Below are 24247 nucleotides of genomic sequence, written 5' to 3'. Positions count from 1 at the left end.
GAGACCCGCAATGAGCAGCAGCACCGAGACCCGCGCCTTCGACGGATTCACCGCCGAGGAGCGTGCCGCGATGAAGGACCACGCACAGGAACTGAAGAGGTCGGCCCGTCGCGGTTCGAAGGCGGACAAGGCGGCCCAGGAGGCCCAGGACGTCCTCGCGAAGATCGCGGAGATGACGGACACGGACAGGGCCATGGCCGAGCGGGTCCACGCCGTGGTGACCGCCACCGCACCGGTCCTCGCGCCGAAGCTCTGGTACGGGATGCCGTCCTACGCGCTGGACGGCAAGGTCGTCTGCTTCTTCCAGAGCGCGGAGAAGTTCAAGGCGCGCTACGCCACGCTCGGTTTCAGCGACCTGGCGGAGCTGGACGACGGCCCGATGTGGGCCTCCGCCTTCGCCCTGACCGAGGTGACGCCCGAGGTGGAGGCCCGGATCGCCGAGCTGGTGGAGCGGGCGGTGAGCTGAGCACCCCGTGCGGCTGGGTCCCCGGGGCGGGTTGGGCCCCGGGCGGCGCGTGGCCGGTCAGAGCGGCAGGGAGACCTCGGTCGACTTGATCAGCGCGACCACGGAGGAACCGACGGTCAGCCCCAGGGCCTCGACGGCGCCCTTGGTGACCGCCGCGGGCCTTGACGGCCCGCGCCGCCCCCGACCTGACCGGACCGGAATGCCCGGGTCCGACGCCCCGTCGGACCCACCAGCCGAACGGCCTCCTTCTCCCTCCGCCGAAGACGAGGCGGGTCGGCGTGTACGAGGGCGCGGGCCCACCGGTGGCCGAACCGGAACGGGCGTCAAGGTGAACTCCGGGTGCGGGAACGGTGACGTGGAGCGTGCCGGATCGTTTCAGCCGATGTGAACGAGAGATTCCGCTTCCTGTGCGCCAGCCCCCACGGCCCGAGCACCGCCATTCGACCCCACCGGATCCCGGCCACCCACCGTCCCCTCGACGCAGCAGGGGAGACGCCGTGAGCGCGCGCTCCTTCTACTGGTGCCGCTCCTGCCACCAGCCCCTCTACGCCACCAGCTCGGCCTCCTCCCCGCTCAGCCGGGACTGGGAGCTCGACCATCAGCAGCCCGGCGACTGCGGCAACGGGCATCTGATGCCGCTGACCGGCACCGCCGTGTCCCCGGAGGGCCTGCCCAACGCCCCGCGCGTCCTGCGCCTCTTCGGAACCTGATCCGCCCCGCCCCGCCGTCCACCTCCGCACACCTCCGTGCACCGCCTTACACGCGGACCGGCGCGCTCGGGAGTCTTCCCGGCGCGCCGGCCAGACGGTCGGTGATGACGGATGGATCACGGACCGCCACGGTGCCGGGCGCCCGGTCGTTGTACTGGTCATGAAGCAGAGAATCGTTCCAGCGCGACGGTGTTCCGGCGATCCCGGGGCGGACGAGGAGCGGGTCTCCGACTCACCCATCTACGACGCCGTGGCCCGCCAGTGGCTCCGCGAGGGCCGCGAGCTGCCCGGCGGCGCGCATGCCGCCCCGCGCGGCCGGCACCGCTCCTCCGACGCCGACCTGTTCCACCGCGCCTGACCCCGAGCGCCGGCACTTTGTACGCCGGTACCCCGTACGCCGGCACCCCGTACGCCGGCACGGGGCGCCCGTACCGTCCGTATCGCCCGTGCTCAGCGGGGCGGTGCGCACCGCTTCGGGAGGGTGACGGTCCCCGGCCGGTGCTCGAAGGTGTCCATGACCATCCACTCGTCGAGTTCGGGGTCGTAGAGGTTCTGGACGCCGAACTGCAGCACCTGCCAGAAGGTTTCGGGGCTGTTCTCGTCGACGTAGATGTCACCCAGGGCGAGGGGCAGCCGCGGATAGTTGCCGGGCGGCAGCTGGGGGAGGACCACGCCCACCCTCCAGTGGTTGACCCGCCGGTGCGGCTGGGTGTTCCGGAGGGTGGCCGGGCCGACGAACCGGGCCTTGGAGAAGGCCTCGTTCAGCTGCTCCAGACTGAAGTCGGGGATGCGCGAGCAGGGGTGTTCGGTCAGCCCCGGCCATTTGTACGTCAGTGTGTACAGGGTGTTCCGGTAGATCAGGTTGGTGAACCAGATCGGGTGCTGCGGTCCGCCGGCCGTCATCTGGCTGTTGCCGTCCCTGCCCTCCCAGGTGAACGGCACCGTGATGTCCAGGTCCCGGACGATCCACCTGCCCTTGCCGCGGAAGTCACGGGGAAGCCGGGGCGGGGGCGGTGTGGTTGCCGGGTCGCGGTGGGCGGCGGGAGTCGCGGCCGTCACCCCGTACGGCGGTACGGTCGCTGCCGCGCCCCCGGTGCCGCTGCCGGCCGCGGGCGCCGCCGACAGCCCGAGGGCGATTACCGCGGCGAGGGCGGCTGATGCGGCCGTCCCGCGTGTCCTGTGCCGGCCCATGGTCTCCCTCGGCTGTCGTGTCGGGCGATGCGGCGCTGCCGCGCAGGCGCGGCAGCGCTGGACACACTCCCCGGAACGGAAGATTCCGAAACCGTTCGCCGAGGGAGACCGCCTAGACCGCGTAGCGGTCCGGAGCGAAGAGCGAGAGGTTCGCGGCGATCCAGTCCGAGGTGCGGCGCAGCCCCTCCGCCAGGTCGACCTCGGGCTTCCAGCCGGCCCATTCGCGGGCCCGGGAGTTGTCCGACAGCAGCCGCTGCACCTCGCTGCCCGAGGGCCGCAGTCGGGTCGGGTCCACGACCACCTCGGCCTCCCGGCCGGAGGCCCGGATCAGTTCCTCGGCGAGCGCGCCGACGGAGATCTCCTCGCCCGTGCCGAGGTTGACCACCTCACCGAGCGCCCGCTCGCACTCCGCCACCGCGAGGAAGCCCGCCGCGGTGTCGGTCACGAAGGTGAAGTCCCGGGTCGGGGTGAGGGAGCCGAGACGGACCTCCCGGGAGCCGGAGTGGAGCTGGGCCAGGATCGTCGGGATCACCGCGCGCGCCGACTGGCGCGGCCCGTAGGTGTTGAAGGGGCGCACCACGCTCACCGGGAGCCCGAAGGCGTGGTGGAAGGAGAGCGCCATCATGTCCGCGCCGATCTTCGAGGCGGAATAGGGGGACTGCGGCTGCAACGGGTGCTCCTCCGAGATGGGCGCGGTCAGCGCCGTCCCGTACACCTCGCTCGTCGAGGTGTGCACCAGCCGCCGCACCTCGTGCCGCCGGCAGGCCTCCGCCACGTTCTGGGTGCCCGTGACGTTCGTCTGGACGTACGCGCCCGGCGAGGCGTAGCTGTAGGGGATCCCGATCAGGGCCGCCAGATGGAAGACGGTGTCGCAGCCCGCCACCGCGTCGCTGACCCGGCCCGCGTCCCGGACGTCGCCCGCCCACATCTCCACCGGGCCGGACGGATCGGCCAGGTAGCGGGCCAGATGCCCCTTCTCGGCGTACGGCTTGTAGTGCACGAAGGCACGCACCCGCGCACCCCGCGACACCAGCAGGTCCACCAGCGTCGAGCCGATGAAGCCCTCCGCACCGGTGACGAGGACGGTGCGGTCTGCCCAGATCTGGTTCTGGTCGTTCATATGCGCTCCAGGTGAGTGGTGGGGAGGGAGGCGGGCGAGGCGGGGGAGGAGGATCCGAATCCGGCGATGCGCAGCACATGGGCGGCCAGGAGTTCGGCGGCCCGGGCGTGCGGGCCGGGGTCCGCGGCACCGGCCATGGCCGACAGCCGGGCCGGGTCGGCGAGCAGCGGCCCGATCAGCCCGGCCAGCCGCTCGGCGGTCGTCGCGTCGTCGGGCAGCAGCAGACCGGCACCGGCGTCGGTCAGCACCCGCGCGTTGTGGGTCTGGTGGTCGCCGGGCGCGTGCGGGTAGGGCACCAGCACCGCCGGAACCCCGGTCGCCGCCAGTTCGGCGACGGTCGCCGAGCCCGCGCGGCACACGACCAGGTCGGCGGCCGCGTAGACCAGGTCCATCCGGTCCAGGTAGGGGACGGCCCGGGCGATCCGCTGCCCGCCGGTCGCCGCCAGCTCGGCCACCGTGTCCGCCAGCGCGGCGGGCCCGGTCTTGACCAGCAGCTGTACGTCGTCCCGGCCCTGCCACAGGCCGGCCAGCCCGGCAGCGGCCCGGGTCAGCCGGACGGCGCCCAGGCTGCCGCCGTTGAAGACGACCAGCCGACGCCCCGAGGGCACCCCGAGCACCCGCCGGGCCTCGGCACGCAGCGCCGCCCGGTCCGCCCGGGACAGCCGCGCGAGCCCGGACAGGGCGGCCGAGATCGGCATCCCGGTGGTCAGCGCCCGCTCACCGCCCGCCAGCTGGTCCCGGCCCCGGTCGAAGGCCACCGCGATGTGCGGGGTGAGCCGGGCCGCGAACTGGTTGGCGCGGCCCGGGACCGCGTTGGACTCGTGGATCACGGCGGGCAGCCCGGCCAGCCGGGCACCCAGCACGGCGGGCGCGCTCGGATACCCGCCCATGCCCACGACGGCGTGCGCGCCCTGCGCCCGGATCACCGTGCGGGCCTGGTGCGCCGACCGCAGCAGCGCCGCCGGCAACAGGTACCGCTTGGCGCCCAGGGCGGGATCGAAGGGGATCATGTCGACGGTGTGCAGACGGTAGCCGGCGCCGGGTATCAGCTCGGTCTCAAGGCCCCGCTCGGTCCCGACGAACGAGACCACTGCTCCGGGAACGGCGGCTCGCAGCGCTTCCGCGAGGGCGAGACCGGGATAGATGTGCCCGCCGGTCCCGCCCGCACCGATCACGACGGAGAGCGCCGCAGCTGTGTGTGGTGTGGTGGTGTCCATGCCCGCACACTCCCGGTGCGCCCTAAGAAGGTTCTAAGAGGTTCTCCGGGGTTGTTTGGCAGTCTTTGTCCTATGGGTTCCATGGACAGCGGTATGGGTGGTGCGGGTGGGGGCGGTGGGCGGCGGATTCTGGTCGTCGATGACGAGCCCGAGGTGCGGGCTGCCGTCGAGGACGGGCTTGCCGTCGAGGGGTACGAGGTGCGGGGCGCCGCCGACGGGCTTGCCGCCCTTTCGCAGATCGCGGCCTGGGAGCCCGACGCGGTGGTCCTCGACGTGATGATGCCGGTGCTCGACGGGCTCGGGGTGTGCCGGCAGCTCCGGGCGCTCGGGGACCGTACGCCCGTGCTCGTCCTCACCGCGCTCGACTCCGTCAGCGAGCGGGTCGACGGGCTGGAGGCAGGTGCGGACGACTATCTCGTCAAGCCGTTCGCCCTGGACGAGTTGGTCGCCCGGGTACGGGCGCTGCTGCGCCGGGCCGCCCCCGAGCCGGCCGGGGCCGTGCCGCTGGGGTTCGCGGACCTGGTGCTGGATCCCGGGACCCGAACCGGGCGGCGGGGGGACCGGCCGCTGGAGTTCAGCCGCACCGAGGCGGCGCTGCTCGAACTGCTGCTGCGGCATCCCGGTCAGGTGCTTCCCCGGGAGCTGATCCTGGAGCTCGTCTGGGGGCGGGACTTCGGTCCCGACTCCAACTCCCTCGCCGTGTACATCGGCTATCTGCGACGGAAACTGGAGGCCGGGGGCGAGCCCCGGCTGGTGCAGACCGTCCACGGGGTCGGCTACCGGCTGGACACGCCGTGAGCGTCGCGGGTGGGCCGGGCGGCGGATTCAAGGCCTCCGGGCGTCGGCGGCTCGGGCGGGTCTGGCGTCGCCGGGGCCCCTTGCGCACCCGGCTGGCGCTGTCGGTGACGGCCGCCGTGGCCCTGGTCGCGGTCGGGGTGTGCGCGGCGGCGTTCCTGGTGGTCCGTTCCGCGCTCTACCGGCAGCTGGATCTGAGCCTGACCCAGTCCGCCCGGCTCGCCGCCCAGCGCAACCCGGGGGCCGGGCCGGGCACTCTGGCGGGGGAGTGCCGGTTCCTCGCGGCCCCCGCCTGCGCCGAGGTGGTGCCGGCCGATCCCGCCCGGGATCCCGCGACACCGCCGCTGCTGCCGGTGGCCCCGGCCGCACGCGAGGTCGCCGAAGGGCACCGGGCCCCCTACTACACCAACTTCATGCTCTCCGGACATCCCGCCCGGATGCTCACCACCGACTACGCCAAGGGCCGGGCCCTGCAAGTCGCCCTGCGCGCCGACACGGTGGAGGACGGCATCGAGGAAGCCGCCCGGTGGCTGGTGCTGACGGCGGCCGCCGGGGTGCTGCTGGCCGCATTCCTCGGGTACTGGGTCTCACGGACCGGCCTGGCCCCGGTCAGCCGGCTCACCGCGACGGCCGAGCGGATCGCCGCCACCCGCGACGCCCGGCACCGCATCGAACTCCCGCCACCGGGACGGGAGGACGAGATCACCAGGCTGGCCACCAGCTTCAACACCATGCTGGGCGAACTCGAACAGTCGGTGGCCGCACAGCGTCGACTGGTCGCGGACGCCTCCCACGAACTGCGCACCCCGCTGACCGCACTGCGCACCAACGCCGAACTGCTGGCCCGTGCCGACCGCCTCACCCCGGAGCAGCGGGAACGCGCCTCCGCCGCGCTCGGACGGCAGCTGCGGGAGGTGACCGGACTGGTCAACGACCTGATCGAGCTCGCCCGTGACGAGGAACCGCGGCCGCTGGTGGAACAGGTCCGGCTCGGCGCGCTGGTGGAGCACTGCGCACAGGCCGCGCGCACCCACTGGCCCGCCGTGCCCTTCCACGTACGGGTGCCGGACGCGCCGGTGGTCGTTTCGGGCGTACCGGCGCGGCTCAGCCGGCTGCTGGGCAACCTGCTCGACAACGCGGCCAAGTTCAGCCGCGACGGACTTCCCGTCGAGATCGAGCTGATGAAAGAAGTCCCTTCCGGAGAAACGGAACTGACGGTTCGTGATCACGGACCGGGGATCTCGGACGAGGACCTCCCCTACGTCTTCGACCGCTTCTACCGCTCCGGGGCCGCCCGGGCCCTGCCGGGCTCGGGGCTGGGTCTGGCCATGGCCCGGCAGATCGCCCGGGCGCACTCCGCCGAACTCACGGCGGAGGCCGCCCCCGGCGGCGGCGCCCTCTTCCGTCTCACCTTCCCGCCACCGGCACCGCCCGCGCCCGGACCGCGCGACCACCCGCCCCGGCCGTAGCCCGGGTGGCCGGGTTTCCGGGTGGTCGGGTGGTCGGGTGGTCGGGTGCCCGGCCAGGCCGGCTAGCCGATCGTCACCACACGGGCCCAGTCGGGCGGGGCGTCCGGACGGTACTCCGGGTCGTCCTCGTTCACCTCGCGGGGGCCTCGGGGGAACAGGCCGACGACCGTACGGCACGGCGGCTGGGCGGAGGGCCAGGGCGTCTGCCCGTCCGTCAGGGCGACGATCACGTCCGGACGCGGTCGGGACCGCAGCGCCCGGGCGAACCCGGAGCGCAGGTCCGTACCGCCGCCGCCGATCAGTTCCAGGCTCTCGGCCCGGCACAGCGGCACGGCGACACCCGCCGCCGCGTCGCAGGAGATCACCGACACCAGATCGCGCCGGCCGCCCACCGCCCGCGCGATCGCCGCCACCTCCAGCAGCGCGCTGCCCAGCTCGGCATCGGTCACCGACCCCGAGGTGTCGATCACCACGCACACCCGGGGCGGCATCCGCCGCAGGCTCGGCAGTACGACACCGGGCAGCGCGGCCGAACGCCGGGACGGCCGCCGGTAGCTGTGGTCCTCGCCGGTCCCCGGCGAGCCGGCGGCCGCCCGGACCGCCGCACCCAGCAACTCCCGCCACGGCTGCGGGGGATGGAACACCTCGTCGGCCCAGCGCTGCCAGCCGTCCGGAGCCTCCCCGGGCCGGGCGGTGATCGCCTCGGAGACCCGGAAGCGCACCGCGTCCCGCTGCTGCCGGCTCAGCCCGTGCGCCCCCTCGGGCCCCAGGTCCCAGGGCCGGGCCCGTCCGTCCGCGCCGCTTCCGCAGTCCAGCCAGGCCAGCCCGGGGATGCGGCCCGCCATGGAGAACCTCCTCAGGTACTCCTCCATCAGCAGCCCGTCCGGCAGGCCGATCATCCCCGCGCGCACCGCCCCTTCGGGTTCGGGCAGGCCGTCGCCGTAGATGTCGTCGTTGATCTCGAAGTCCGCGGCGAGGTTCTGCCGCAGCCGGGAGCCGGGCGCGGGCCCGCTGCTCTGCCCCCCGGCCTGCCCCCTGGCCTGGCTCCGGTCACCCTCGTTCCCCCGGCCGACCGGTCGACCCCGGCCCAGGCCCTCCTCGCCCTCCTCGCGCGCGTACCGCTCGCTCCGCGCGTGATGGTCGCGGAGCAGATGGGAGACCTCGTGCACCCAGACGCCCGCCAGGTCCTCCAGCGGGGTGCGGGCGACGAACCAGGGCGAGACGTAGCAGCGCCAGTACGCGTCCACGGCCATGGTGGGCACCGACCGGTCCTCCACCGGGTGCAGTGCGAAGAGCGCGTCGGCCAGATACGGGCGGACCGTGACCGCGTGCAGCCGGGCCGCCAGCAGCTTCTCCCAGTCCAGCGGGACGACCGGCCCCGGCGGGCGCGGACCGGGCAGCGTGACCCGTACGGGCCGGGGCCGCGGGGGCGGTGCCATCGGTCGGGGGACCGGGCGCACCCCCCGCCCCTGCGCGGTCCCGCGTCCGGAGCCGGCGACGCCCGAACCCGAGCCGGGGGCGGTCATACGGCCCCACCCGCCGCGCCCCTGGCGCCGGCCGCCGCCGCGGTGCGGGCCACCGAGCCCTCCGCCCGCCGGGCCAGGCCGATCACCGAGGCCAGCCGCTCCACGGCGTCCGGGATCTCCCAGCCGTCGCGCCGCAGTGCCGCCAGGGCCTTCGCCGGGCCGACCAGCAGATCCGGAGCCCCGGTCTCCATCGCCCGGACCAGCACCGCCCAGCCCGCCTCCCAGCGCGCCCGCTCCGGACGCGCGCCGACGGCCGCCACCACCGCCTCCAGCGCGGCCTGCCGCAGGTCGCCGCGCCCGGGCAGTTCGGCGGTGGCCGGATCGGCCAGCAGCAGCTCCGGGTCCGGCAGCTCCATCCGGTCGATATGGGCCAGCAGTTCCAGCCCGGGGCCGTCCCCCACCGCACCCCGGACCAGCAGGGCCAGTACGTCACGGGAGACGGTGGCGGCGGTCCCGAAGGCCAGCAGGGTCATCGCCGCCTCCCAGCTCCGGGGCGAGGGCCAGGCCCCGCCGCGACGGGTCTCGGTGGTCGGCAGCCGGTGGATCAGCTTGGGCCGGACGGCGAGGAACCCGCACACCGCCCGGCGGGCGAACTCCACCGCCTCCGCCAGTCCCGCCGGATCCAGCCGGGGGAGCCGGGCCCGCGGCCACACCCCGCCGAGCCCGCGCACCACCACGTCCTGGTCGTGCACCCAGTACAGGTGCACGAACCGGTTCGCCAGCGGCGGACTCAGCTCCCAGCCGTCCGCGGCCGAGGCCCGCGGGTTCGCCGCCGCCACGATCCGTACGCCGGGCGGCAGTTGTAGAGCGCCCACCCTGCGCTCCAGGACGACCCGCAGCAGCGCGGCCTGAACGGCCGGGGTTGCGGTGGACAGTTCGTCGAGGAAGAGCAGGCCGCGCCCGGCACGCACCAGCTCCACGGCCCACTGCGGCGGGGCCATGGGCACCCCGTTCACCGCCGGGTCATCACCGATGACGGGCAGCCCGGAGAAGTCGGTCGGTTCGTGGACGCTCGCGATCACGGTCGTCAGCGGCAGGTCGAGGGAGTCGGCGAGCTGGGTCAGCGCGGCGGTCTTGCCGATGCCGGGCTCACCCCAGAGGAGCACCGGCAGGTCTGCCGCCACGGACAGGGTCAGCGCCTCCAGCTGCTCATCGGAGCGGGGCTCGGTGGTGGTGGTCCGGAGGATGGTCAACAGCTCGTCGGCGAGGCCGAGTTGGGTGTGTTTCCCGGAGGTGGCGGCGGGCGATTCCGCCGCTACGGGCACGGGCACGGGCACGGGCACGGGCTCGGGCACGGTCACGGGCACGGGTGTGGAAAGGAGGGTGCTGGAAGTCATGGGGGTCACCTGGGTGGGTTCGTGGACGGGAGACCCGTCCTGGAGGTCATGGGCGCCGTACGCCGGAGGCGGCGCGCGGTCAGGAGTACTGGCCGGCCCGGGGCCGGGTGCGGCTCTGCTGCTTGCGCCGCATCTCCCACGGCAGCCGCCGGTGCGGGTGCGGCCGGTGCCGGTGGTCCGGGTCTCCGGCGGTGTCCGCCGCGGGATGCACCGGTAGCAGTTCCGAGCGGAAGAGTCCGTGGTCGAGACGGCCGGTCACGGCGGCCCGCAGGGCATCCCGCAGGGGGCCCTCGCGCAGTACCGCGCCCGTGCCGAGGAGTCCCTCGACCACGGTCAGCGCCCCGGTCACATCACCGTGCCGGAGCCGTTCGCGGACGGCGGGCAGGGCCTCGGGGCTGCGGTGTACGGCGTCGATTGCCCGCAGGCAGGGCAGCCCCGGCCCGCCCAGGGCCATGAGCAGCTGCTCACGGGCCAGTTGGGCCGGTGCGTGGTCGCCCGCGGTCAGGACTCCGTCCCGGAGGGTGATCCGGTGGATCTCGCCCAGGCACTCGACCCGGTGCGGGTCCGGGGATCCCCCGGGCTCGGGTCCGGGCGGTCCGTCGGCCGGCCTCCGGCCCGCTGCCAGGTCCCCGCCCGCATCGTGGCCGAGGTGCGCGGTCAGCGCCGCCGCGACCAGCGGATGCAGCGCCCCGGCGCGGACGAGCCCGGCCCGCAGCAGCTCCAGATCGGGCAGCGGCCGTACGACCGCCTCCGGCAGCACCGGGAGCGCCGAGATGCGGTGCGGCGACAGGGCGTCCCGTATCGGACGGAGGGTCGGGGCATGGCTGTCGTCGGGCGCGACGAGTTCGAGGACGGCACGGCTGCGGCTGCCGAGCCGCGCGGTGACCGCGCCGCGTGGACGGCCCTCGGCGCGCAGCAGCAGTTCCGCCTCGGCCGCCCAGTGGTCGGGCGGCCGGGCGGGGTCCTGCCCGCCGGAAGAGCCGTACGGGTCGTACGGGTCGTACGCGTCACATGGGTCGTACGGTTCGGCCGGACCGCACCGCCGGGCCAACTCGGCGCTGCGCGTGCCGTCCCAGAGGTGGCGGTGCAGGTCGAGCCGGAAGCGGCGGTCGGGGTGGGGGTGCGGATGGTGCCGGGGCAGGCCGTCCCGGGCCCCTTCCCAGAGGGCCAGGGACATCCGCTGCCCGGCGTCCGCCCAGGCCGGCGGGGTCCGTACGACCAGGCGGACGGGTGCCGTGCCCGGGCCCGCCGGGTAGCGGGCCAGCGCCAGGGTGAGTCCGGGGCGCAGTCGCCCGTCCGGGGCGATCCGGGGCATGTGCCAGCGCAGCAGGTCCGGCGCCAGTCGGCGCAGGTCCGCGCGGAGGCGGTCGGTCAGGTCGGTGCCGTGCCGGTTTCGCACGGTGCGCAGATCGAGGTCGACGTCCACCCGGGCGGCGGCACAGGCTCCCGCCCAGTCACCGGTGGTGCGGCGGGCGGTCGCATTCGCGATCATGGACGGTGGCACGGCGTACTCGCGTACGCGTTGCCACATCAGCAGGTGGGACGGAATCGGTTCCGCGAAGTGAACTGCCATCAGCAGTCACCTTGCGCGGACGATTCCCCCAATCCGGAAGGAGTGAAGTTCTTCATCGCCGGAATCATAGACACGCTCCGGATGATCTGTCAGCCGCATTCCGGTCCGAGGGCGTGGGCTGACCACCAGGTGGATCATCGGGGTCGTTGGCCGGATATCGTCCTACGATCTCCCCATGTCGATCACGTCTTCGCCTTCCTCCATACCCGTGCTCCAGGGCCGCGCCGCCGCCGAACTCAGTTGGCGGCACGACGGGCTGGTCCTGGAACAGCGGGGCCAGACCCTGGAGATCCCGTCCCGGGCCGTGGCCCGGGTCCGCGCCGAAGGGCGTTGTGTGACGGTCGAGTTGAGGGCCCCGGAGGGCGTGGCGCCGTCCGTGCAGCGGATCGAGGACGTGAGCGAGGCGGCGGCCGTGGTGTTCGCGGACGCCGTCAACGCACTGCTGCCCGATCCGGTCGGGGAGGTCGACGGCGGGGCCCTGGTCGTGGTGCGCTCCTTCGCCAGGACCAGACTGCAGAGGTTCCGGCGCAGACTGCTGTGGTCGGTGGCCGGCTCCCTGGTCGCGGTGATCGCCGTGTCCATCACCCTGATGACCACGGGCGACGACACCGAGGCCCAGGCCTCCGCCTTCGTCGGTCTGATCGTCGGCGGTCTGACCGTCCTGCTCGGCGGGCTCGAACTGCACGTGACGGTCACGGCGTTCCACGAGCGGCGCCTGCGCCGGCACGGGGTCACCGTCTTCGCGGTGTACACCGATCGGCCCAGGGTGTACCAGTACACCGACGGCACCGGCGCGACCCGCTACTTCTCGCATCTGAGCGCCGCACTGGCCGAACAGGTCAGCTACAACCCGGAGGACCCCTCGGACGTCCTGGTCCTCCGGAGTCCCTCCTCCCGGTTCCTGGACACCGCGATGGCCTGGCTCTGCCTCCTGGCCCTCCTCTGCACGATTCCGCTGACGGTCGCGATGTTCGCCGAGGCGCTGCGCCGCTGACCGGAAGAACTGGGCCGGGGCGCATTCCCTCCGGTGGAACTGCCTGGATCCGGGCGGGAGTCGGTGATCGACTCGGTTCGGTCAGGATCCGACCGTCCCGAGGGGGAACACCCGTGAGCACCGACCCGCACCACCACCATCGCACCGCCGGCGGCCCCGCCGCCGAAGGCCGTACGGCGGGCGGCCCGAGCCGCCGCAACGTCCTGGCCGCCAGTGCGTTCACCGCGGGCGTGCTGGCCGCCCAGGCCTCCCTCGGCGCGTCCCGCGCCTCCGCGGCCGCCGCCCCCGCCATCTTCTACTCCCCGCACCAGGACGACGAGGCCATCGGCATGGCCGGCTCGATCCTGGAGCACAAGGCGGCCGGCCGGCCGGTCTACCTGGTGCTGGTCAGCCGGGGCGAGAACGACGCGCTGGCCGCGCGGATGAACGTCGGCGAGTGCAAGCTGCTGAAGGAGCGCTGTGCCGCGCCCGGGCACTGGCACGACCTGAAGTGGCCCACCGACGGCGCCACCAACATCGTGCCCTGCCGCACCGCCGAGTTCATGGCCTCCGCGAAGGCGATCGGGGTGGACAAGGTCATCAACTTCGACCTGCCCGACAGCGCCCACAACGACTCCACCTACGGGGGGTTCGTGGACAAGGTCACCGCGAAGGTGAAGGCCCTGGCGAAGAAGTACCCCGGGGCCTCGCACAAGTTCTCCGCCGGCTGGCTGGACATCACCGCCACCCACAAGGCGTGCAGCGACGCGGCCTACCGGCTGCTGAACGACGGCACCATCACCGACGCCCGCTTCAACCACATCTACGCCTACGACCGCCCGTACGCGGACCGGGCCCGGGGCGCCTCCTACGTGCTGAACATCCCCTCGGCGCACATGCAGCGCAAGCGGAACTCCATCTACTGCTACAACACCTGGGACCCGAGCCGGAACCTCTACGCCCTCGGCTACCACAGCGCCTACGAGAAGCTGGAGCCCGCCCACCAGGACCCCCGCGAGTTCGTCTACACCCTCCCGTCGCACTACCGCCCCGGCAAGATCAAGGTGTAGCCGCCCGCCCCGCCCCGCCCGGCCCGGCCCCGTATCGTCACCGGCGCCGGTCGCGGATCCTGCCGACACCCTCCAGCAGGTCCACGGCCCTGGCCTTGAGCTGGGGCCGCTCCCGGACGAAGCGGCGCACGGCGCGCCCGGGTTCGCGGCTGAGCCAGTGCAGGGCCGCGCCCGGGCTGCGCCGCAGCAGCACGCCCTCGTGGACGGTCAGCTCCCGGGTCTTGAAGGAGTCCTTGTACGCGGCTTCGCCCCGGCCGAGGTCGACCACCTCGATCCCGGCGGCGGCGGCCGCCTCGATCATGCGGAGATGGAGCACGAGTCCGGGGGAGAACGGCGCGAACTCCCGGTCGTAGGCCGGGAACCAGTACGACAGCACGGTGCGTGAGCGCAGCCCGAAGTGGGCCGCGACCAGGCGGTCTCCCGCGTAGAGCGCCGACAGCAGGCCCGAGCAGTCCGGGGTGCGGGTGTCGGCGAGGAGGCGCACCAGGTTGTCGATCCAGTCCTGGGCGAACCGGTCGCGCCGGCCGGTCCGGCGGTACTGGGCGGACTTCCACGCCACCAGCGTGCGCAGCACCGCCGGATCGCGTTCGTCGAACACGAACCGCAGGGGTCCCACGCGGCGCCCCAGCCGGCGGTCCTGTGCCAGGGTGGACTTCAGGAACTTGCGGTTGCGGGTGCGCAGCAGGTCCTCGTAGTGGGCGTAGCCGGAACCGAGTTCGACGACGGGCGAGGCGAACCGTCCGGTGGTGAACGGCATGAACAGGTCCTGGCCGCTTTCGAGGTGGTTGAACTCCCAGACGGCCAGCGAGCTGGCGCGCAGGAGCTGGTGCGGATCCAGCCGGACGTCGGGGTGCAGGACGGCGCCCTGGCAGTCGGAGACGCCGAGGCCGATCGCCCGTCCGCGGCCCCAACGGCCCCGTTCGAAGGGGAAGAAGCCGCAGGTCTCGCCGTCCTGGCGGACCACCGCGACCCTGGCGCCCGGCCGGACCCGGCCGACCGTCCGGCAGAACTCGGGGCTCATGAAGGGATTGGCGACGGTCGCCGTCTCGGCCCGCAGGGCGCTCCACAGCCGTACGTCCGTGGGGCTGAGGTCGGCAGGGTGCATCACGTCGATGCGCTGAGTGGGCACGTCGGCTCCTGGTTGGTCGGAATGCTCGCGGGGTCGTGGCCGCTCCGAGGACACCCCGTGCGACGCGACGCGACGAGACGAGACGCGCGAGCCGTGACGCATGACGGGGGTGTGGGAGTCGGGGGGCGGCCGGCCGGGACGACGGGTGGCGCGGGGGCGTGCCGGGCCGTCGTCAGCGGACCGCGGGCGGTCCTCGGCGCACCACCGTGTCGGTCAGGAGGGCGTCGTCGGGGGAGGCCCAGGTCCGGTGGGTACGGGACCCGCCGAAGGGCCGCGGGTCCCGGGGGCCGGTGCCCGCCGTCCGGGGGGCGAACAGTGCGCGCAGCCGGACGGCCAGCGCGGCCAGCCGGCCGTGCAGCGAACTTCCGAGCCGGGAGCAGAGCGTACCGGCGGCGCACGGGTCCCAGCCGGCGGCCAGCGTCAGGACCAGGCAGGTCAGCCCCCACGGGCCGGGCGGGGCGGCGGGCGGTGCCGAGGTGGCGGCGTCGCCCAGTTGACCGGACCACCAGCAGGCCGCCGCGTGGGCGAGGGCCAGCGAACCGAGGGCGACGGCCGGCGAGCCCCGCCGCCCGGTCCGCGGCAGGCCGGCGGCGAACAGCTCCAGTACGGCCATCGGGCAGGCGCTCGCCCAGCCGGTGCCGACGGTACAGACGGTGCTGATGGTGCCGGCGGTGCCGGTGACGGCCGGGTGGAAGCCCAGGGCCGCCACCGACAGAACGGCGATCAGCCCGGCGAGGAGTACGGCGAGTACGCAGAACGCGGCGCGGAGGGTGCGGGGCGACGGCGGGGCGGTGCGTGCCGCCGCGCTTCCGGACGCCGGACCGCAGCGCGGAAGGAGGAGTGCGGGGGAGGGGAAGGAGGAGCACGCCGTCATGACCGTACCCATGCTCGGCCAGCGGGTCCGCGCGGGGGGAGCGGAACGGGAAAGACCACCCGCCCGAACTTTCGCTCTAGCCACCCCCCGAAGGAGTCGGGCACGCTCCCGCGCGGGCGCATGCCCGGAGCGAAAACCGGTCGGGCACCCCTCGGGACCTGTGTCAGGATGCCCTGGCCATGGCTCTCATACGACTTCTCCGGTCCGCCGCGCCGACCACCGCGGTCTCCGCCGGATTCCTCGCCGTCCTGATCGGCGTCACCAGCTCCGTCGCGGTGGTCTTCACGGCGGCCGAGGCGGCCGGGGCCACCCCCGCCGAGCTCACCTCCTGGGTCTTCGCCCTCGGCATCGGCATGGGCGTCACCTGTATCGGCCTGTCGCTGCGCTACCGGGCGCCGATCGTGACGGCCTGGTCGACCCCGGGCGCCGCCCTGCTCGCCACCGGGCTCCAGGACGTGACGATGGCCCAGGCGGTCGGCGCCTTCCTGCTGTCCGCCGTGCTCATCGTGGTCAGCGGGGTCACCGGCTGGTTCGAGCGGATCATGGACCGGATCCCGGTGCCGCTCGCCTCGGCGCTGCTCGCCGGGGTCCTGCTCAGCTTCGGCACCCAGCTGTTCACCCAGATGGAGCGGAACGGGGCGATCGCCGTCCCCATGTTCCTGGCCTATCTGGCCGGCCGGCGCTGGTTCCCGCGCTACGCGGTGGTCGCCGCACTCGCCATCGGCATCGCCGCGACCGCCTGGCAGGGCTCCTGGAAACTGGCCGGCTTCGAGCTCACCCTCGCCGAACCGGCCTTCGTACGGCCCGAGTTCGACTGGCAGGTGCTGATCGGAGTGGGGCTGCCGCTGTTCGCCGTCACGATGGCCTCGCAGAACCTGCCCGGGGTCGCCGTCCTTCGCAACGCCGGCTACACGACCCCGGTCTCACCGCTGCTCACCTGGACCGGCACCGTCAACGCCGTGCTCGCGCCGTTCGGTTGCTTCGGACTGAACCTGGCCGCGATCACCGCGGCGATCTGCAGCGGCGAGGCCGCGCACCCGGACCCGCGGAAACGATGGGTGGCGGGTGTCTGGACGGGCCTGTTCTACCTGCTGGTCGGCCTGTTCGGCGGTACGGTCGGCTGGCTGCTGACCGCCATGCCGCCCGCGCTGGTGCTGGGCATCGCGGGCATCGGGCTGCTGGGCACGATCGGCGGCTCGCTCACCTCGGCACTGCGCGACGACCGGCTCCGCGAACCCGCCGTGGTCACCCTGCTGGCGACGGCTTCCGGCTTCACGCTGTTCGGCATCGGCTCCACCTTCTGGGGCCTGCTCGCCGGAGTCCTCACCCTGGCCGTCGGAGACCTCGGCCGGCGCCGCTCCGAGCCGGCGAAGACCCGCTGAGCCCGGGCGCCGCGACCGCCACCCCGACCCCCACGGCGACGGCGGCGACCGCCCCGGCCGCCAGCAGACCGCCCCGGGAGTTCCAGGACAGCACCGACCACCGGGAACGGGCGGAGAACAGGGAGCCCGTACTGAGCCAGGACCCGGTGGAGAGCAGGGACAGGGAGGACCCGATGGACCCGGCGGACAGCGCCGAACCGATGGAGCCGACCGACAGCACGGAGCCCACCGAACCGATCGACAGGACGGAGTCGACCGAGGCGATGGAGAGGACCGATCCCCGGGACCAGAGCGACAGGGACCCCCGCCGTTCCCCGCACCCGGACCCGCGCCCGCCCTCGCACCGTCGTCCGCCCCACGCACGCAGTTCCGTCATGGCCCCATCCTGGCAGGCACGGCCCGGCCGGGCAGCCCGTACGGCGGTTCGGGCAGCGGCAACCCGTACGGCGGTTCAGCCGGGGTGGTGGTCGGTGACCGCGCCGAGCTCGATGCCGTGCTCCAGCCAGGCCTTCATGCCGCACAGCACCGTGCTGAAGCCCCCGACGGTGTCGTTGAGCCAGTCGAACGCCTCCTGCCCCTGTCTGCGGAACCCGGACTCCCGCACCTCCACGAAGGTGCGGTCGGGCTCGCCGGGGCGCGGGGTGAAGGTGATCTCCACGGTGGTGGGCTGCTCGTGGTTCCCCCAGGTGAACCGGATCAGCCGGGGCTCCTCCACGGCCGTCACCCGCACGTCCACGCCCACCCCGTAGGTCTCCCACTCCCAGCGCAGACCGGCGCCGGGCCGCATCGGCCCGGTGCTGCCGCTGTACCAGAACCGGGTGGTCACGGCGGGGTCGGCGAAGGCCCGGAAGGCCTCGGCGGCCGGGGTCCGGACGATCATGCAGGCGTATGCGACGGGCTCCTCGGTCTCCATCCGCCGATCCTGCCCGAGCCCCGGACCGCTCGCCGGGAAACACGCGGTCCGGGCGGACGGTCCGGTTTCGAGCCGGGTCAGAGGTCCAGGACCACCGCGTAGGCCAGGAAGAAGAGGGCGACGACGACGGACAGCAGGCAGATCAGGACCAGGGGAGCCATTCCCCAGCCGCGGGTGAGCGGACGGTACGGTCCGGTTTCGGAACCGGTGCTCGATTCGCCGGGCGGGGTCTCGCCCGGGGGGACCCCCAGGGACGCTCCGGGCCGGGCGGCGCCGGCACGCGGGGCGTGCGGCTCCGGGAAGGGCGTGGTCATGGCCGCTCCTCGCTGGAGGGGATCGATTCCCCGAGCGGGATCCGCGGGTGCCGCAGCCGGAAAGCGGACCTCGGGGTCGTGCGCCTACCCCACCCGGGCCGCCGTCATGCCCGTTCCACCTCCATCGCTCAGAAGACGTTGCGCCGGCGGCGGGTGAACTTCCGCCCGTCCGGATCGACGAACAGCCGGTACGCGGGCAGGGCGAGGTGCCGCTCGACGGCGGACAGCTCCGGCGTGCGGTAGGCGCGCAGCCGCCCGGGCGGTTTCGGGCCCCGCCCGCCGCCCGCGTGCCAGGAGTCCAGGGCGGCCGCGCTGGCGGCGAAGGCCTCGAAGGCGTACTCCGGGTCGCACAGCGGATCCGGCCCGCCGGACGGCCCGGGCCCGGTGGCGTCCAGGTGCTCCCGGGACAGCTCCAGCCGGAGCTCCCGGGCGAAGCGGCGGGCGCCGTCGCCGAGCCCGCCCGGGTCCTCGGGCGGCCTCGGATCCAGTTCCTCGTCCAGCACGGCGCAGTTCAGCTCCGAGTCGTGGGTCCAGGACCGCAGGTTGATGTTGTCCGACCCCACCGTGGCCCACACGTCGTCGATCACGCACGCCTTGGCGTGCACGTACACGGGGGTGCCCGCCCGGTTCTCCAGCCCGTAAACCGCCACCCGCGCCCCGCCCGCCGCCCACAGCCTCTCCAGCGCCTTCAGCCGCCCGACCAGGTTCATCGGCCCCGACAGCCGGCCGTCCTGGTCGGGAACGGTGGGGACCACGGCGATCAGCCGCAGACCCGGGTTCCGGGCCAGCGCCCCGGCGAAGGCCTCCACCACCTCGGGGGACCACAGGTACTGGTCCTCCAGATAGACCAGCGCACGGGCCCGCCGCAGCGCCTTCAGATAGCTGCGGGCGATGCTGTGCTCCCCGTCCGGGGCGAAGGGGTAGCCGCGCAGCAGCCGGTTGGGGTACGTCCGCAGCACCTGCACCGTCTGCCGGCCGCAGGGCGGCGGATCGGGCAGCTGCGGGGGGAGGGGATCGGCCGTGGTGTCCTCCCGGTGGAACAGGCTCCGGAGCCGGACGAGCGGGCTCCGGCTCAGCGGCGCCGGGTCCTCCCAGCGCTCCCGGAACACCGCTTCGACATCGCCGACGGCCGGGCCCCGCACGGCCAGCTGCACATCGTGCCAGGGCGGCCGGGGGCCGTAGGCGGCGGCGAACGGCATCGCCTGGGGATCACCGTGGTGGGCCGCGTCGTCGTTGCGGCTGTGGCAGAGGTCGATCCCGCCGACGTACGCCACGTCCAGGTCCGGCCGGCCCGGGTGCCGCAGCACCACCAGCTTCTGGTGGTGACTGCCGCCGGGCCGGACCCGCATGTCGAGCAGGCACTCCCCGCCGGCCGCCGCGATCTCCTCCCCCAGGTGCCGGTTCTCGGTCTCGCTGAACCGCAACCCGTCCAGATGCGACCGCCACAGCAGACCCTTGACCACCACCCCGCGCCCGGCCGCCCGGGCCAGCACGGCACCCACCTCCGTGCCCTCGCCGTCGCGGGCGAGTCGTTCGTCGGGATCGCCGCGCCAGTCCGTGAAGAGGAGCAGATCGCCCGCGCGCAGCGCCCGTACGTTCCGCAGCAGCTCCGCGAAGTACGCGGCCCCGTGCACCAGCGGCCGTGCCTCGTTCCCGCTGGTCCAGGCGGCCCCGTCCGGGTGCCGGCGGTCCAGCCGGGTCGCGGTGTTGCCGCGCTCCCCGGCGGTGAGCATCCACGCACTGCGGTCCATCGACAGACCTCCCGCCACGCGGCTACCCGCTCCACGGGAGTTCATCCGGGCACACCGACACCCCGGACCGGACCTGCCCGGGGCGGAGGGGCCGGTCGGACGGGGTGGCAGACTGGCCGACGACCTGCCCGAAGGAGTTCCCGTGTCCGTGTTCAGCACCATCCGCCAGGCGGTCCGCCGGGGCTACCGGCGGGCCGTCGACCTGAGCCACCCGGCCCGGTCGCCCCTGGGCAGCGCGGTGGTCAACTGCGTGGTCTACCTGGAGGGAGTACGGCAGGAAGGCTGCGCGGAGGTCGAGGAGGCGCTGCGGCGGGTCCGGAAGGCGGGCCGGGCCGGCCGGCCCGGCGGCGGGTTCGTCTGGATCGGCCTCCACGAGCCCGACCGCGAGGAGTTCGCGGGCCTCGCCGAACTGTTCGGACTGCACCCCCTCGCCGTGGAGGACGCGGTGCACGCCCACCAGCGCCCGAAGGTGGAGCGGTACGACGACACCCTGTTCGCTGTGCTCAAGACGGTCCGCTACGTCGAGCACGCGGAGCTGACCGCGACCAGCGAGGTGGTGGACACCGGCGAGCTGATGGCCTTCATCGGCCCCGACTTCGTCATCACCATCCGGCACGGCGGACACGGCTCCCTGGGCCCGCTGCGCGAGGTGCTCGAAGCGGTGCCGGAACAGCTCGCCAAGGGCCCGGCCGCCGTGCTGCACGCCATAGCGGACCATGTGGTCGACGACTACACCGAGGTCACCGAGGCCGTGCAGACGGACCTCGACGCGGTGGAGACCGCCGTCTTCAGCGACCACGCGGGCCGCGGCGGCGACGCCGGCCGGATCTACCAGCTCAAGCGGGAACTCCTGGAACTCAAGCGGGCCGCCGCCCCGCTGGCCCGGCCGCTGCACCAGCTGGCCACCGAGCCGATGCCCGGCATCGAAGCCGACATCCGCCCCTACTTCAGGGATGTCGCCGACCACCTCAGCCGGGTCACCGAGCAGATCGCCTCCTACGAGGCCCTGCTGGACTCCGTCCTCCAGGCCCACCTCGCGCAGGTGACCGTCGCGCAGAACGAGGACATGCGCAAGATCACCGCCTGGGCCGCCATCGTCGCCGTCCCGACCATGGTGTGCGGGGTCTACGGAATGAACTTCGAGCACATGCCCGAGCTCCGCTGGACCTACGGATACCCCACGGTCCTGGTGGTCATCGCGGTCGCCTGCTTCGCCATCCACCGCGGCTTCCGCCGGAACGGCTGGCTCTGACCGGGCGCCCGAGCTTGACCTTGCCACGGTGTCAAGGTCTTCACTTCCAGCCCAGGAGGTGGTCCCCATGACCATGACGAACGAGGACCAGGCCCAGGACCAAGCCCAGGACCGGGCCCAGCACGAGGATGAGCCGCATCAGCACGCCCCGACCCAGGACCCGGGGCAGGGCGCGGCCGTGCTGCGGGCGCTGGCGGACCCCCGGCCGTCCGTACGGCTGCGGGCGGCCCTCGCGGCCGGTACGACCCCGGTGCCCGGACAGGTGGACACCCTCGTGGAGCGGTCCGCGGTCGAGCCCGAGTTCTTCGTCCGCGACATGCTGACCTGGGCACTCACCCGCCATCCGGTGGACCTGACGCTTCCCGCCCTGCTGCGCGAGACCGGTTCCGCCCAGCCCCAGGCCCGTAGCCAGGCCCTGCACACCCTGTCCAAGATCGGCGACCGGGGGGCCTGGCCGGCCATCACCCGGGCCGTGCTCACGGACCCAGACGAGGAGGTCGCCCGCAGCGCCTGGCGGGCCGCGACCCTGCTCGTCCCGCCGGGCCGGGAGCCGGCCCTGGCCGAGGTGCTGGTCAGCCAGCTGGGGCGCGGCGGGCGGGACACCCGGCTGAGCCTCAGCCGTGCGCTGGTCGCGCTCGGTCCGGCCGCCGAGCCGGGCCTGGACGCGGCGACCGGGGACGCCGACCCGGAGGTCCGCACCCACGCGCACGCCACCCGGCGGCTGCTGCTCGACCCGGACACCGGCTTCGAGGCCGCGATCGAGGAGGCCAGGCGGGTCATGGTGCTCGGTGGCCCCGCACCGGAAGAAGGATGACGGACGGTGCTGATCGGTGAGGTGGCGCGCAGGTCCGGGGTCAGTGCCCGCATGCTCAGGCACTACGAGGCGCTGGGCCTGCTGCCACCCACCGGCCGGACCGGCTCCGGCTACCGGGAGTACTCCGACGACGACATCCGGCGGATCTTCCACATCGAGAGCCTGCGGTCGCTGGGGATGCCGCTGCGCGAGATCGGCCGTGCGCTGGACGAACCGGATTTCACCCCCGACGCGCTCGTCGCCGCCCTCATCCGGCAGACCCGCGAGCGCATCGCCGCCGAGACCGAACTGCTCAACCGGCTGAGCCGGATCGACTCCGCCCGGCCGGGCGGCTGGGACGAGGTGCTCCGGCTCGTGGCCCTGCTCCAGGGCCTGGGATCGCACAGTGCCGCCACCCGCCAGCGGGCGGCGCTGTCCTCGGCCGACGAGGGGCCGGTCCCGGTCGAGGCCCTGGTGGAAGCGGCCCTGGGGGAAGCGGATCCGAATGTCGCAGGGGCCCTCCGATGGGCCCTGGCCCGCCACGGCGACCGGGACGCGGACCAGCACGGCGAGGACTCCGGCGAAGGCGAGGGCGAAGACGAAGGCGAGGGCGGTGGCGGGCGCGAGGGCGAAGGCGGGCGCGTGGGCGGTGGCGCCCGGGAGCGCAGCGCGGCCCTGCTCGCCGAGGGCCTGGGCTCGCCGGTGGCCGCGGTCCGGGAACGCGCCGTCCGGGCCCTCGCCGAGCTCCCCGGCGCGGAGGCGACCGCCCCACTGCGCGGCGCCCTCGACGACCCGGAACCCGCCGTGCGCGGGTACGCGGCCATGACGCTCGGGGCCCGGGGGGTGCCGGAGGCCGTCCCGGTGCTCGTCGAGATGGTGGTGGCGGGCCGCAACGACACCGACGCGGCCGATGTCCTCGGCGCTCTGGCCGTCGGCACCGACGCGGCGGACCGGATCGCGGCCGCGCTCGTCGGCCGCCTCGGCGAGGACACCACCCCGGCGGCCGCCCGGGGACGGCTCACCCAGGCACTGGCCGACATCCCGGGGGACAGGGCCTCCCGGGCCCTCGTGGAGCTGTCGCGGGACCCGGACCGGGCGGTGGCCCTGACCGCCGTCCATCTGCTCCGGCTGCGCGCCCGTTCCAGTCCGTGGACAGCCGGTGGGTGAGGCTCCCGCCCGGTGTTAGCATCCCGTCCATGCAGCGCACCGCCACCCTCGCCATGATGCGAATGATGCCCCCGACACCGGAGGCGCTTCGCTAGCGAAGCCGTGCGCGCACTCGATGCGACGGACCCTCCGGAGACGGAGGGTCCTTTTTTGTTGCCCCGAACCACCTCACCACCACCCGCCCCGCCCCACCGGGGCACTCGACAGAAGGCGAAGAACCCGCCATGACCCCTCGACCGGTCGTCTCCCTGACCGACTGCGCCGACCCCAACGCGCTCGCCCGGCAGTCCACCCGGATCGCCGCCCTCTTCGGCAGCACCCCGACCGTCCTGCCGCTGGGCGGACCGGACCCGGAAGGGGCCGCCGCCCTCACCCTGCTCGACCTGCTGCGCTCCACCGACCTCGTCGGCGGGCCCACACAGCCGGTGGTGGTCCTGGTCAACATCGCCCCGAGGGACGGGCACTGGCCCAACGGCGCGCCGTTCTGCTACTTCCGGCACGGCGAGCACCTGGTCATCAGCACGCTCAACCACCGGGTCCTCGCTCCGCTGGCCGCCCATCTCGACCTCAAGGAGGTCCAGGTCACCGATGTGCGCGAGGTGTTGGAGGCCGGTGCCGCGGACTGGGCGGATCTGACGCCGGCCCAGATCGAGGAGATGGTGCGGACCCAGTTCCGGAGCCTGTGGTACGTCCCCCTGCTCGCCCGCTGGCTCGCGGACGGCCGTCCGGTGCCCGCCCGGCCGACGGCGGTGGACGTACCGGAGTCCGGTGGGACGGAAGAGGTGCGGATCGCGGTCGTGGACAACTTCGGCAACTGCAAACTGGACCGGCCGGCCGCCGAACTGCCCGGCTACGAGGGCGGGCAGAGCCTGGTGGTGCACAACCGCCGGCTGGGCGCCGAGGTCCGCGTCCGCTGTTACGACCGGCTCCCCGACGTGCCGCTGGGCGAGCCCGGAATCACCGTCGGGAGCTCCGGTGTCGGCTTCGCCGAACTGGTGGTCCGCGGCGGTTCGGCGGCGGCCGAATTCGGTCTCGACCAGGGCGACCGGCTGTTCCGTCTCACCAGCTGACATGTTATCAACGTGTGATGCCCGCGGGCCTCGGCGAGATTGACGCCGGTCTCCGCGAACCGGAATGCTGAAAGGTATGTCCGGAACTCTCCTGCTGGTTCGCCGCCGCCACGTGGACAACGTGCGCTGTGCCGCCGATCTGTGTCGCTGAACAC

Annotated in this window: 24 protein-coding genes and 1 pseudogene; 12 read left to right on the top strand and 13 right to left on the bottom strand. The window is 73.9% G+C overall.

Annotation, left to right across the window (positions count from 1 at the left end):
* Nucleotides 1–10 precede the first annotated feature (10 nt).
* Nucleotides 11–466, top strand: coding sequence for an iron chaperone (locus ACZ50K_RS19480; protein ID WP_468904411.1), 456 nt, complete (start codon nucleotides 11–13; stop codon nucleotides 464–466).
* Between the two features lie 57 nt (nucleotides 467–523).
* Here ACZ50K_RS19480 and ACZ50K_RS19475 read toward each other — a convergent pair.
* Nucleotides 524–622 (bottom strand): annotated as a pseudogene (locus ACZ50K_RS19475) (TOBE domain-containing protein); the annotation flags it as partial.
* A gap of 341 nt (nucleotides 623–963) precedes the next feature.
* Between ACZ50K_RS19475 and ACZ50K_RS19470 the strand changes: the two are divergent.
* On the top strand, nucleotides 964–1176 hold the full coding sequence (locus ACZ50K_RS19470) for a hypothetical protein (protein WP_468904409.1): 213 nt from the start codon (nucleotides 964–966) through the stop codon (nucleotides 1174–1176).
* Between the two features lie 160 nt (nucleotides 1177–1336).
* On the top strand, nucleotides 1337–1534 hold the full coding sequence (locus ACZ50K_RS19465; protein WP_468904406.1) for a hypothetical protein: 198 nt from the start codon (nucleotides 1337–1339) through the stop codon (nucleotides 1532–1534).
* Nucleotides 1535–1626: 92 nt separating this feature from the next.
* Here ACZ50K_RS19465 and ACZ50K_RS19460 read toward each other — a convergent pair whose 3' ends face one another.
* The 3 genes from ACZ50K_RS19460 to ACZ50K_RS19450 all read right to left on the bottom strand — a co-directional run bounded on the left by ACZ50K_RS19460 (nucleotide 1627) and on the right by ACZ50K_RS19450 (nucleotide 4704).
* A complete protein-coding gene (locus tag ACZ50K_RS19460; protein ID WP_468904404.1) occupies nucleotides 1627–2367 on the bottom strand; it encodes a hypothetical protein in 741 nt (246 codons plus the stop codon).
* Between the two features lie 112 nt (nucleotides 2368–2479).
* Nucleotides 2480–3487 carry an SDR family NAD(P)-dependent oxidoreductase gene (locus ACZ50K_RS19455; RefSeq protein WP_468904402.1) on the bottom strand — a complete coding sequence of 336 codons (1008 nt, stop codon included), beginning with the start codon at nucleotides 3485–3487 and terminating at the stop codon, nucleotides 2480–2482.
* Complete coding sequence (locus tag ACZ50K_RS19450) at nucleotides 3484–4704, bottom strand: UDP-N-acetylglucosamine--N-acetylmuramyl-(pentapeptide) pyrophosphoryl-undecaprenol N-acetylglucosamine transferase (RefSeq protein WP_468904400.1); 1221 nt, start codon at nucleotides 4702–4704, stop codon at nucleotides 3484–3486. Before ACZ50K_RS19450 ends, ACZ50K_RS19455 begins: the two co-directional genes overlap by 4 nt.
* Before the next feature lie 81 nt (nucleotides 4705–4785).
* On the opposite strand from ACZ50K_RS19450, the gene ACZ50K_RS19445 reads away from it, so the two are divergent.
* Nucleotides 4786–5502 carry a response regulator transcription factor gene (locus tag ACZ50K_RS19445; RefSeq protein ID WP_468904398.1) on the top strand — a complete coding sequence of 239 codons (717 nt, stop codon included), beginning with the start codon at nucleotides 4786–4788 and terminating at the stop codon, nucleotides 5500–5502.
* Entirely contained in the window at nucleotides 5499–6968 is a 1470-nt protein-coding gene (locus ACZ50K_RS19440; RefSeq protein WP_468904395.1) for a sensor histidine kinase, read from the top strand. The genes ACZ50K_RS19445 and ACZ50K_RS19440 overlap by 4 nt, the downstream gene beginning before the upstream one ends.
* 62 nt (nucleotides 6969–7030) lie before the next feature.
* Here the strand turns inward: ACZ50K_RS19440 and ACZ50K_RS19435 are convergent, their stop codons facing one another.
* The 3 genes from ACZ50K_RS19435 to ACZ50K_RS19425 form a co-directional block, all read right to left on the bottom strand.
* Nucleotides 7031–8407: a vWA domain-containing protein gene (locus tag ACZ50K_RS19435; protein WP_468904393.1), complete on the bottom strand. Its 1377-nt coding sequence runs from the start codon at nucleotides 8405–8407 to the stop codon at nucleotides 7031–7033.
* A gap of 83 nt (nucleotides 8408–8490) precedes the next feature.
* Nucleotides 8491–9831: an AAA family ATPase gene (locus ACZ50K_RS19430; RefSeq protein ID WP_468904391.1), complete on the bottom strand. Its 1341-nt coding sequence runs from the start codon at nucleotides 9829–9831 to the stop codon at nucleotides 8491–8493.
* A gap of 79 nt (nucleotides 9832–9910) precedes the next feature.
* Nucleotides 9911–11404, bottom strand: coding sequence for a hypothetical protein (locus tag ACZ50K_RS19425; protein WP_468904389.1), 1494 nt, complete (start codon nucleotides 11402–11404; stop codon nucleotides 9911–9913).
* 175 nt (nucleotides 11405–11579) lie between these two features.
* On the opposite strand from ACZ50K_RS19425, the gene ACZ50K_RS19420 reads away from it, so the two are divergent.
* Nucleotides 11580–12398, top strand: a complete 819-nt coding sequence (locus ACZ50K_RS19420) for a hypothetical protein (RefSeq protein WP_468904387.1) — start codon at nucleotides 11580–11582, stop codon at nucleotides 12396–12398.
* 113 nt (nucleotides 12399–12511) lie between these two features.
* Complete coding sequence (locus ACZ50K_RS19415; RefSeq protein ID WP_468904386.1) at nucleotides 12512–13447, top strand: PIG-L deacetylase family protein; 936 nt, start codon at nucleotides 12512–12514, stop codon at nucleotides 13445–13447.
* Nucleotides 13448–13484: 37 nt separating this feature from the next.
* On the opposite strand, the gene ACZ50K_RS19410 is transcribed toward ACZ50K_RS19415, so the two are convergent.
* Nucleotides 13485–14576 (bottom strand): GNAT family N-acetyltransferase, encoded by a 1092-nt coding sequence (locus ACZ50K_RS19410; protein ID WP_468904384.1) that lies wholly within the window; start codon nucleotides 14574–14576, stop codon nucleotides 13485–13487.
* 172 nt (nucleotides 14577–14748) lie between these two features.
* Nucleotides 14749–15450 (bottom strand): hypothetical protein, encoded by a 702-nt coding sequence (locus tag ACZ50K_RS19405; RefSeq protein ID WP_468904382.1) that lies wholly within the window; start codon nucleotides 15448–15450, stop codon nucleotides 14749–14751.
* Nucleotides 15451–15629: 179 nt separating this feature from the next.
* On the opposite strand from ACZ50K_RS19405, the gene ACZ50K_RS19400 reads away from it, so the two are divergent.
* Nucleotides 15630–16832 carry a benzoate/H(+) symporter BenE family transporter gene (locus ACZ50K_RS19400; protein ID WP_468904380.1) on the top strand — a complete coding sequence of 401 codons (1203 nt, stop codon included), beginning with the start codon at nucleotides 15630–15632 and terminating at the stop codon, nucleotides 16830–16832.
* On the opposite strand, the gene ACZ50K_RS19395 is transcribed toward ACZ50K_RS19400, so the two are convergent.
* The 4 genes from ACZ50K_RS19395 to ACZ50K_RS19380 all read right to left on the bottom strand — a co-directional run bounded on the left by ACZ50K_RS19395 (nucleotide 16774) and on the right by ACZ50K_RS19380 (nucleotide 19810).
* Nucleotides 16774–17208, bottom strand: coding sequence for a hypothetical protein (locus ACZ50K_RS19395; RefSeq protein ID WP_468904379.1), 435 nt, complete (start codon nucleotides 17206–17208; stop codon nucleotides 16774–16776). The two genes, ACZ50K_RS19400 and ACZ50K_RS19395, sit on opposite strands and share 59 nt — an antisense overlap.
* 75 nt (nucleotides 17209–17283) lie before the next feature.
* Nucleotides 17284–17745, bottom strand: coding sequence for an SRPBCC family protein (locus ACZ50K_RS19390; RefSeq protein ID WP_468904377.1), 462 nt, complete (start codon nucleotides 17743–17745; stop codon nucleotides 17284–17286).
* Nucleotides 17746–17822: 77 nt separating this feature from the next.
* A complete protein-coding gene (locus ACZ50K_RS19385) occupies nucleotides 17823–18059 on the bottom strand; it encodes a DUF6480 family protein (RefSeq protein WP_468904375.1) in 237 nt (78 codons plus the stop codon).
* A gap of 128 nt (nucleotides 18060–18187) precedes the next feature.
* Nucleotides 18188–19810 carry a phospholipase D family protein gene (locus ACZ50K_RS19380; protein WP_468904372.1) on the bottom strand — a complete coding sequence of 541 codons (1623 nt, stop codon included), beginning with the start codon at nucleotides 19808–19810 and terminating at the stop codon, nucleotides 18188–18190.
* A gap of 142 nt (nucleotides 19811–19952) precedes the next feature.
* On the opposite strand from ACZ50K_RS19380, the gene ACZ50K_RS19375 reads away from it, so the two are divergent.
* From ACZ50K_RS19375 to ACZ50K_RS19360, 4 genes are all read left to right on the top strand, one after another.
* Nucleotides 19953–21062 (top strand): magnesium and cobalt transport protein CorA, encoded by a 1110-nt coding sequence (locus ACZ50K_RS19375; RefSeq protein ID WP_468904370.1) that lies wholly within the window; start codon nucleotides 19953–19955, stop codon nucleotides 21060–21062.
* 67 nt (nucleotides 21063–21129) lie between these two features.
* Nucleotides 21130–21876, top strand: a complete 747-nt coding sequence (locus ACZ50K_RS19370; RefSeq protein ID WP_468904368.1) for a HEAT repeat domain-containing protein — start codon at nucleotides 21130–21132, stop codon at nucleotides 21874–21876.
* A 6-nt stretch (nucleotides 21877–21882) separates the two neighbouring features.
* On the top strand, nucleotides 21883–23022 hold the full coding sequence (locus ACZ50K_RS19365; RefSeq protein WP_468904365.1) for a MerR family transcriptional regulator: 1140 nt from the start codon (nucleotides 21883–21885) through the stop codon (nucleotides 23020–23022).
* A gap of 224 nt (nucleotides 23023–23246) precedes the next feature.
* Nucleotides 23247–24092, top strand: coding sequence for an SAM hydroxide adenosyltransferase (locus tag ACZ50K_RS19360; RefSeq protein ID WP_468904363.1), 846 nt, complete (start codon nucleotides 23247–23249; stop codon nucleotides 24090–24092).
* Nucleotides 24093–24247: the final 155 nt, after the last annotated feature.

It is taken from the genome of Streptomyces sp. NPDC033845, from assembly GCF_055576225.1.
The sequence above is the reverse complement of the archived record's forward strand: the minus strand, read 5'-3'. Positions and strand labels throughout refer to the sequence as shown.

Excerpts from the sequence above, each read along its gene's own strand:
- ACZ50K_RS19430 (WP_468904391.1), bottom strand. The coding sequence starts at position 9,831 with ATGACTTCCAGCACCCTCCTTTCCACACCCGTGCCCGTGACCGTGCCC.
- ACZ50K_RS19400 (WP_468904380.1), top strand. The coding sequence starts at position 15,630 with ATGGCTCTCATACGACTTCTCCGGTCCGCCGCGCCGACCACCGCGGTC.
- ACZ50K_RS19380 (WP_468904372.1), bottom strand. The coding sequence starts at position 19,810 with ATGGACCGCAGTGCGTGGATGCTCACCGCCGGGGAGCGCGGCAACACC.
- ACZ50K_RS19360 (WP_468904363.1), top strand. The coding sequence starts at position 23,247 with ATGACCCCTCGACCGGTCGTCTCCCTGACCGACTGCGCCGACCCCAAC.
- ACZ50K_RS19445 (WP_468904398.1), top strand. The coding sequence starts at position 4,786 with ATGGACAGCGGTATGGGTGGTGCGGGTGGGGGCGGTGGGCGGCGGATT.
- ACZ50K_RS19370 (WP_468904368.1), top strand. The coding sequence starts at position 21,130 with ATGACCATGACGAACGAGGACCAGGCCCAGGACCAAGCCCAGGACCGG.
- ACZ50K_RS19390 (WP_468904377.1), bottom strand. The coding sequence starts at position 17,745 with ATGGAGACCGAGGAGCCCGTCGCATACGCCTGCATGATCGTCCGGACC.
- ACZ50K_RS19465 (WP_468904406.1), top strand. The coding sequence starts at position 1,337 with ATGAAGCAGAGAATCGTTCCAGCGCGACGGTGTTCCGGCGATCCCGGG.
- ACZ50K_RS19405 (WP_468904382.1), bottom strand. The coding sequence starts at position 15,450 with ATGACGGCGTGCTCCTCCTTCCCCTCCCCCGCACTCCTCCTTCCGCGC.
- ACZ50K_RS19435 (WP_468904393.1), bottom strand. The coding sequence starts at position 8,407 with ATGGCACCGCCCCCGCGGCCCCGGCCCGTACGGGTCACGCTGCCCGGT.
- ACZ50K_RS19460 (WP_468904404.1), bottom strand. The coding sequence starts at position 2,367 with ATGGGCCGGCACAGGACACGCGGGACGGCCGCATCAGCCGCCCTCGCC.
- ACZ50K_RS19425 (WP_468904389.1), bottom strand. The coding sequence starts at position 11,404 with ATGGCAGTTCACTTCGCGGAACCGATTCCGTCCCACCTGCTGATGTGG.
- ACZ50K_RS19455 (WP_468904402.1), bottom strand. The coding sequence starts at position 3,487 with ATGAACGACCAGAACCAGATCTGGGCAGACCGCACCGTCCTCGTCACC.
- ACZ50K_RS19480 (WP_468904411.1), top strand. The coding sequence starts at position 11 with ATGAGCAGCAGCACCGAGACCCGCGCCTTCGACGGATTCACCGCCGAG.
- ACZ50K_RS19395 (WP_468904379.1), bottom strand. The coding sequence starts at position 17,208 with ATGACGGAACTGCGTGCGTGGGGCGGACGACGGTGCGAGGGCGGGCGC.
- ACZ50K_RS19385 (WP_468904375.1), bottom strand. The coding sequence starts at position 18,059 with ATGACCACGCCCTTCCCGGAGCCGCACGCCCCGCGTGCCGGCGCCGCC.
- ACZ50K_RS19450 (WP_468904400.1), bottom strand. The coding sequence starts at position 4,704 with ATGGACACCACCACACCACACACAGCTGCGGCGCTCTCCGTCGTGATC.
- ACZ50K_RS19420 (WP_468904387.1), top strand. The coding sequence starts at position 11,580 with ATGTCGATCACGTCTTCGCCTTCCTCCATACCCGTGCTCCAGGGCCGC.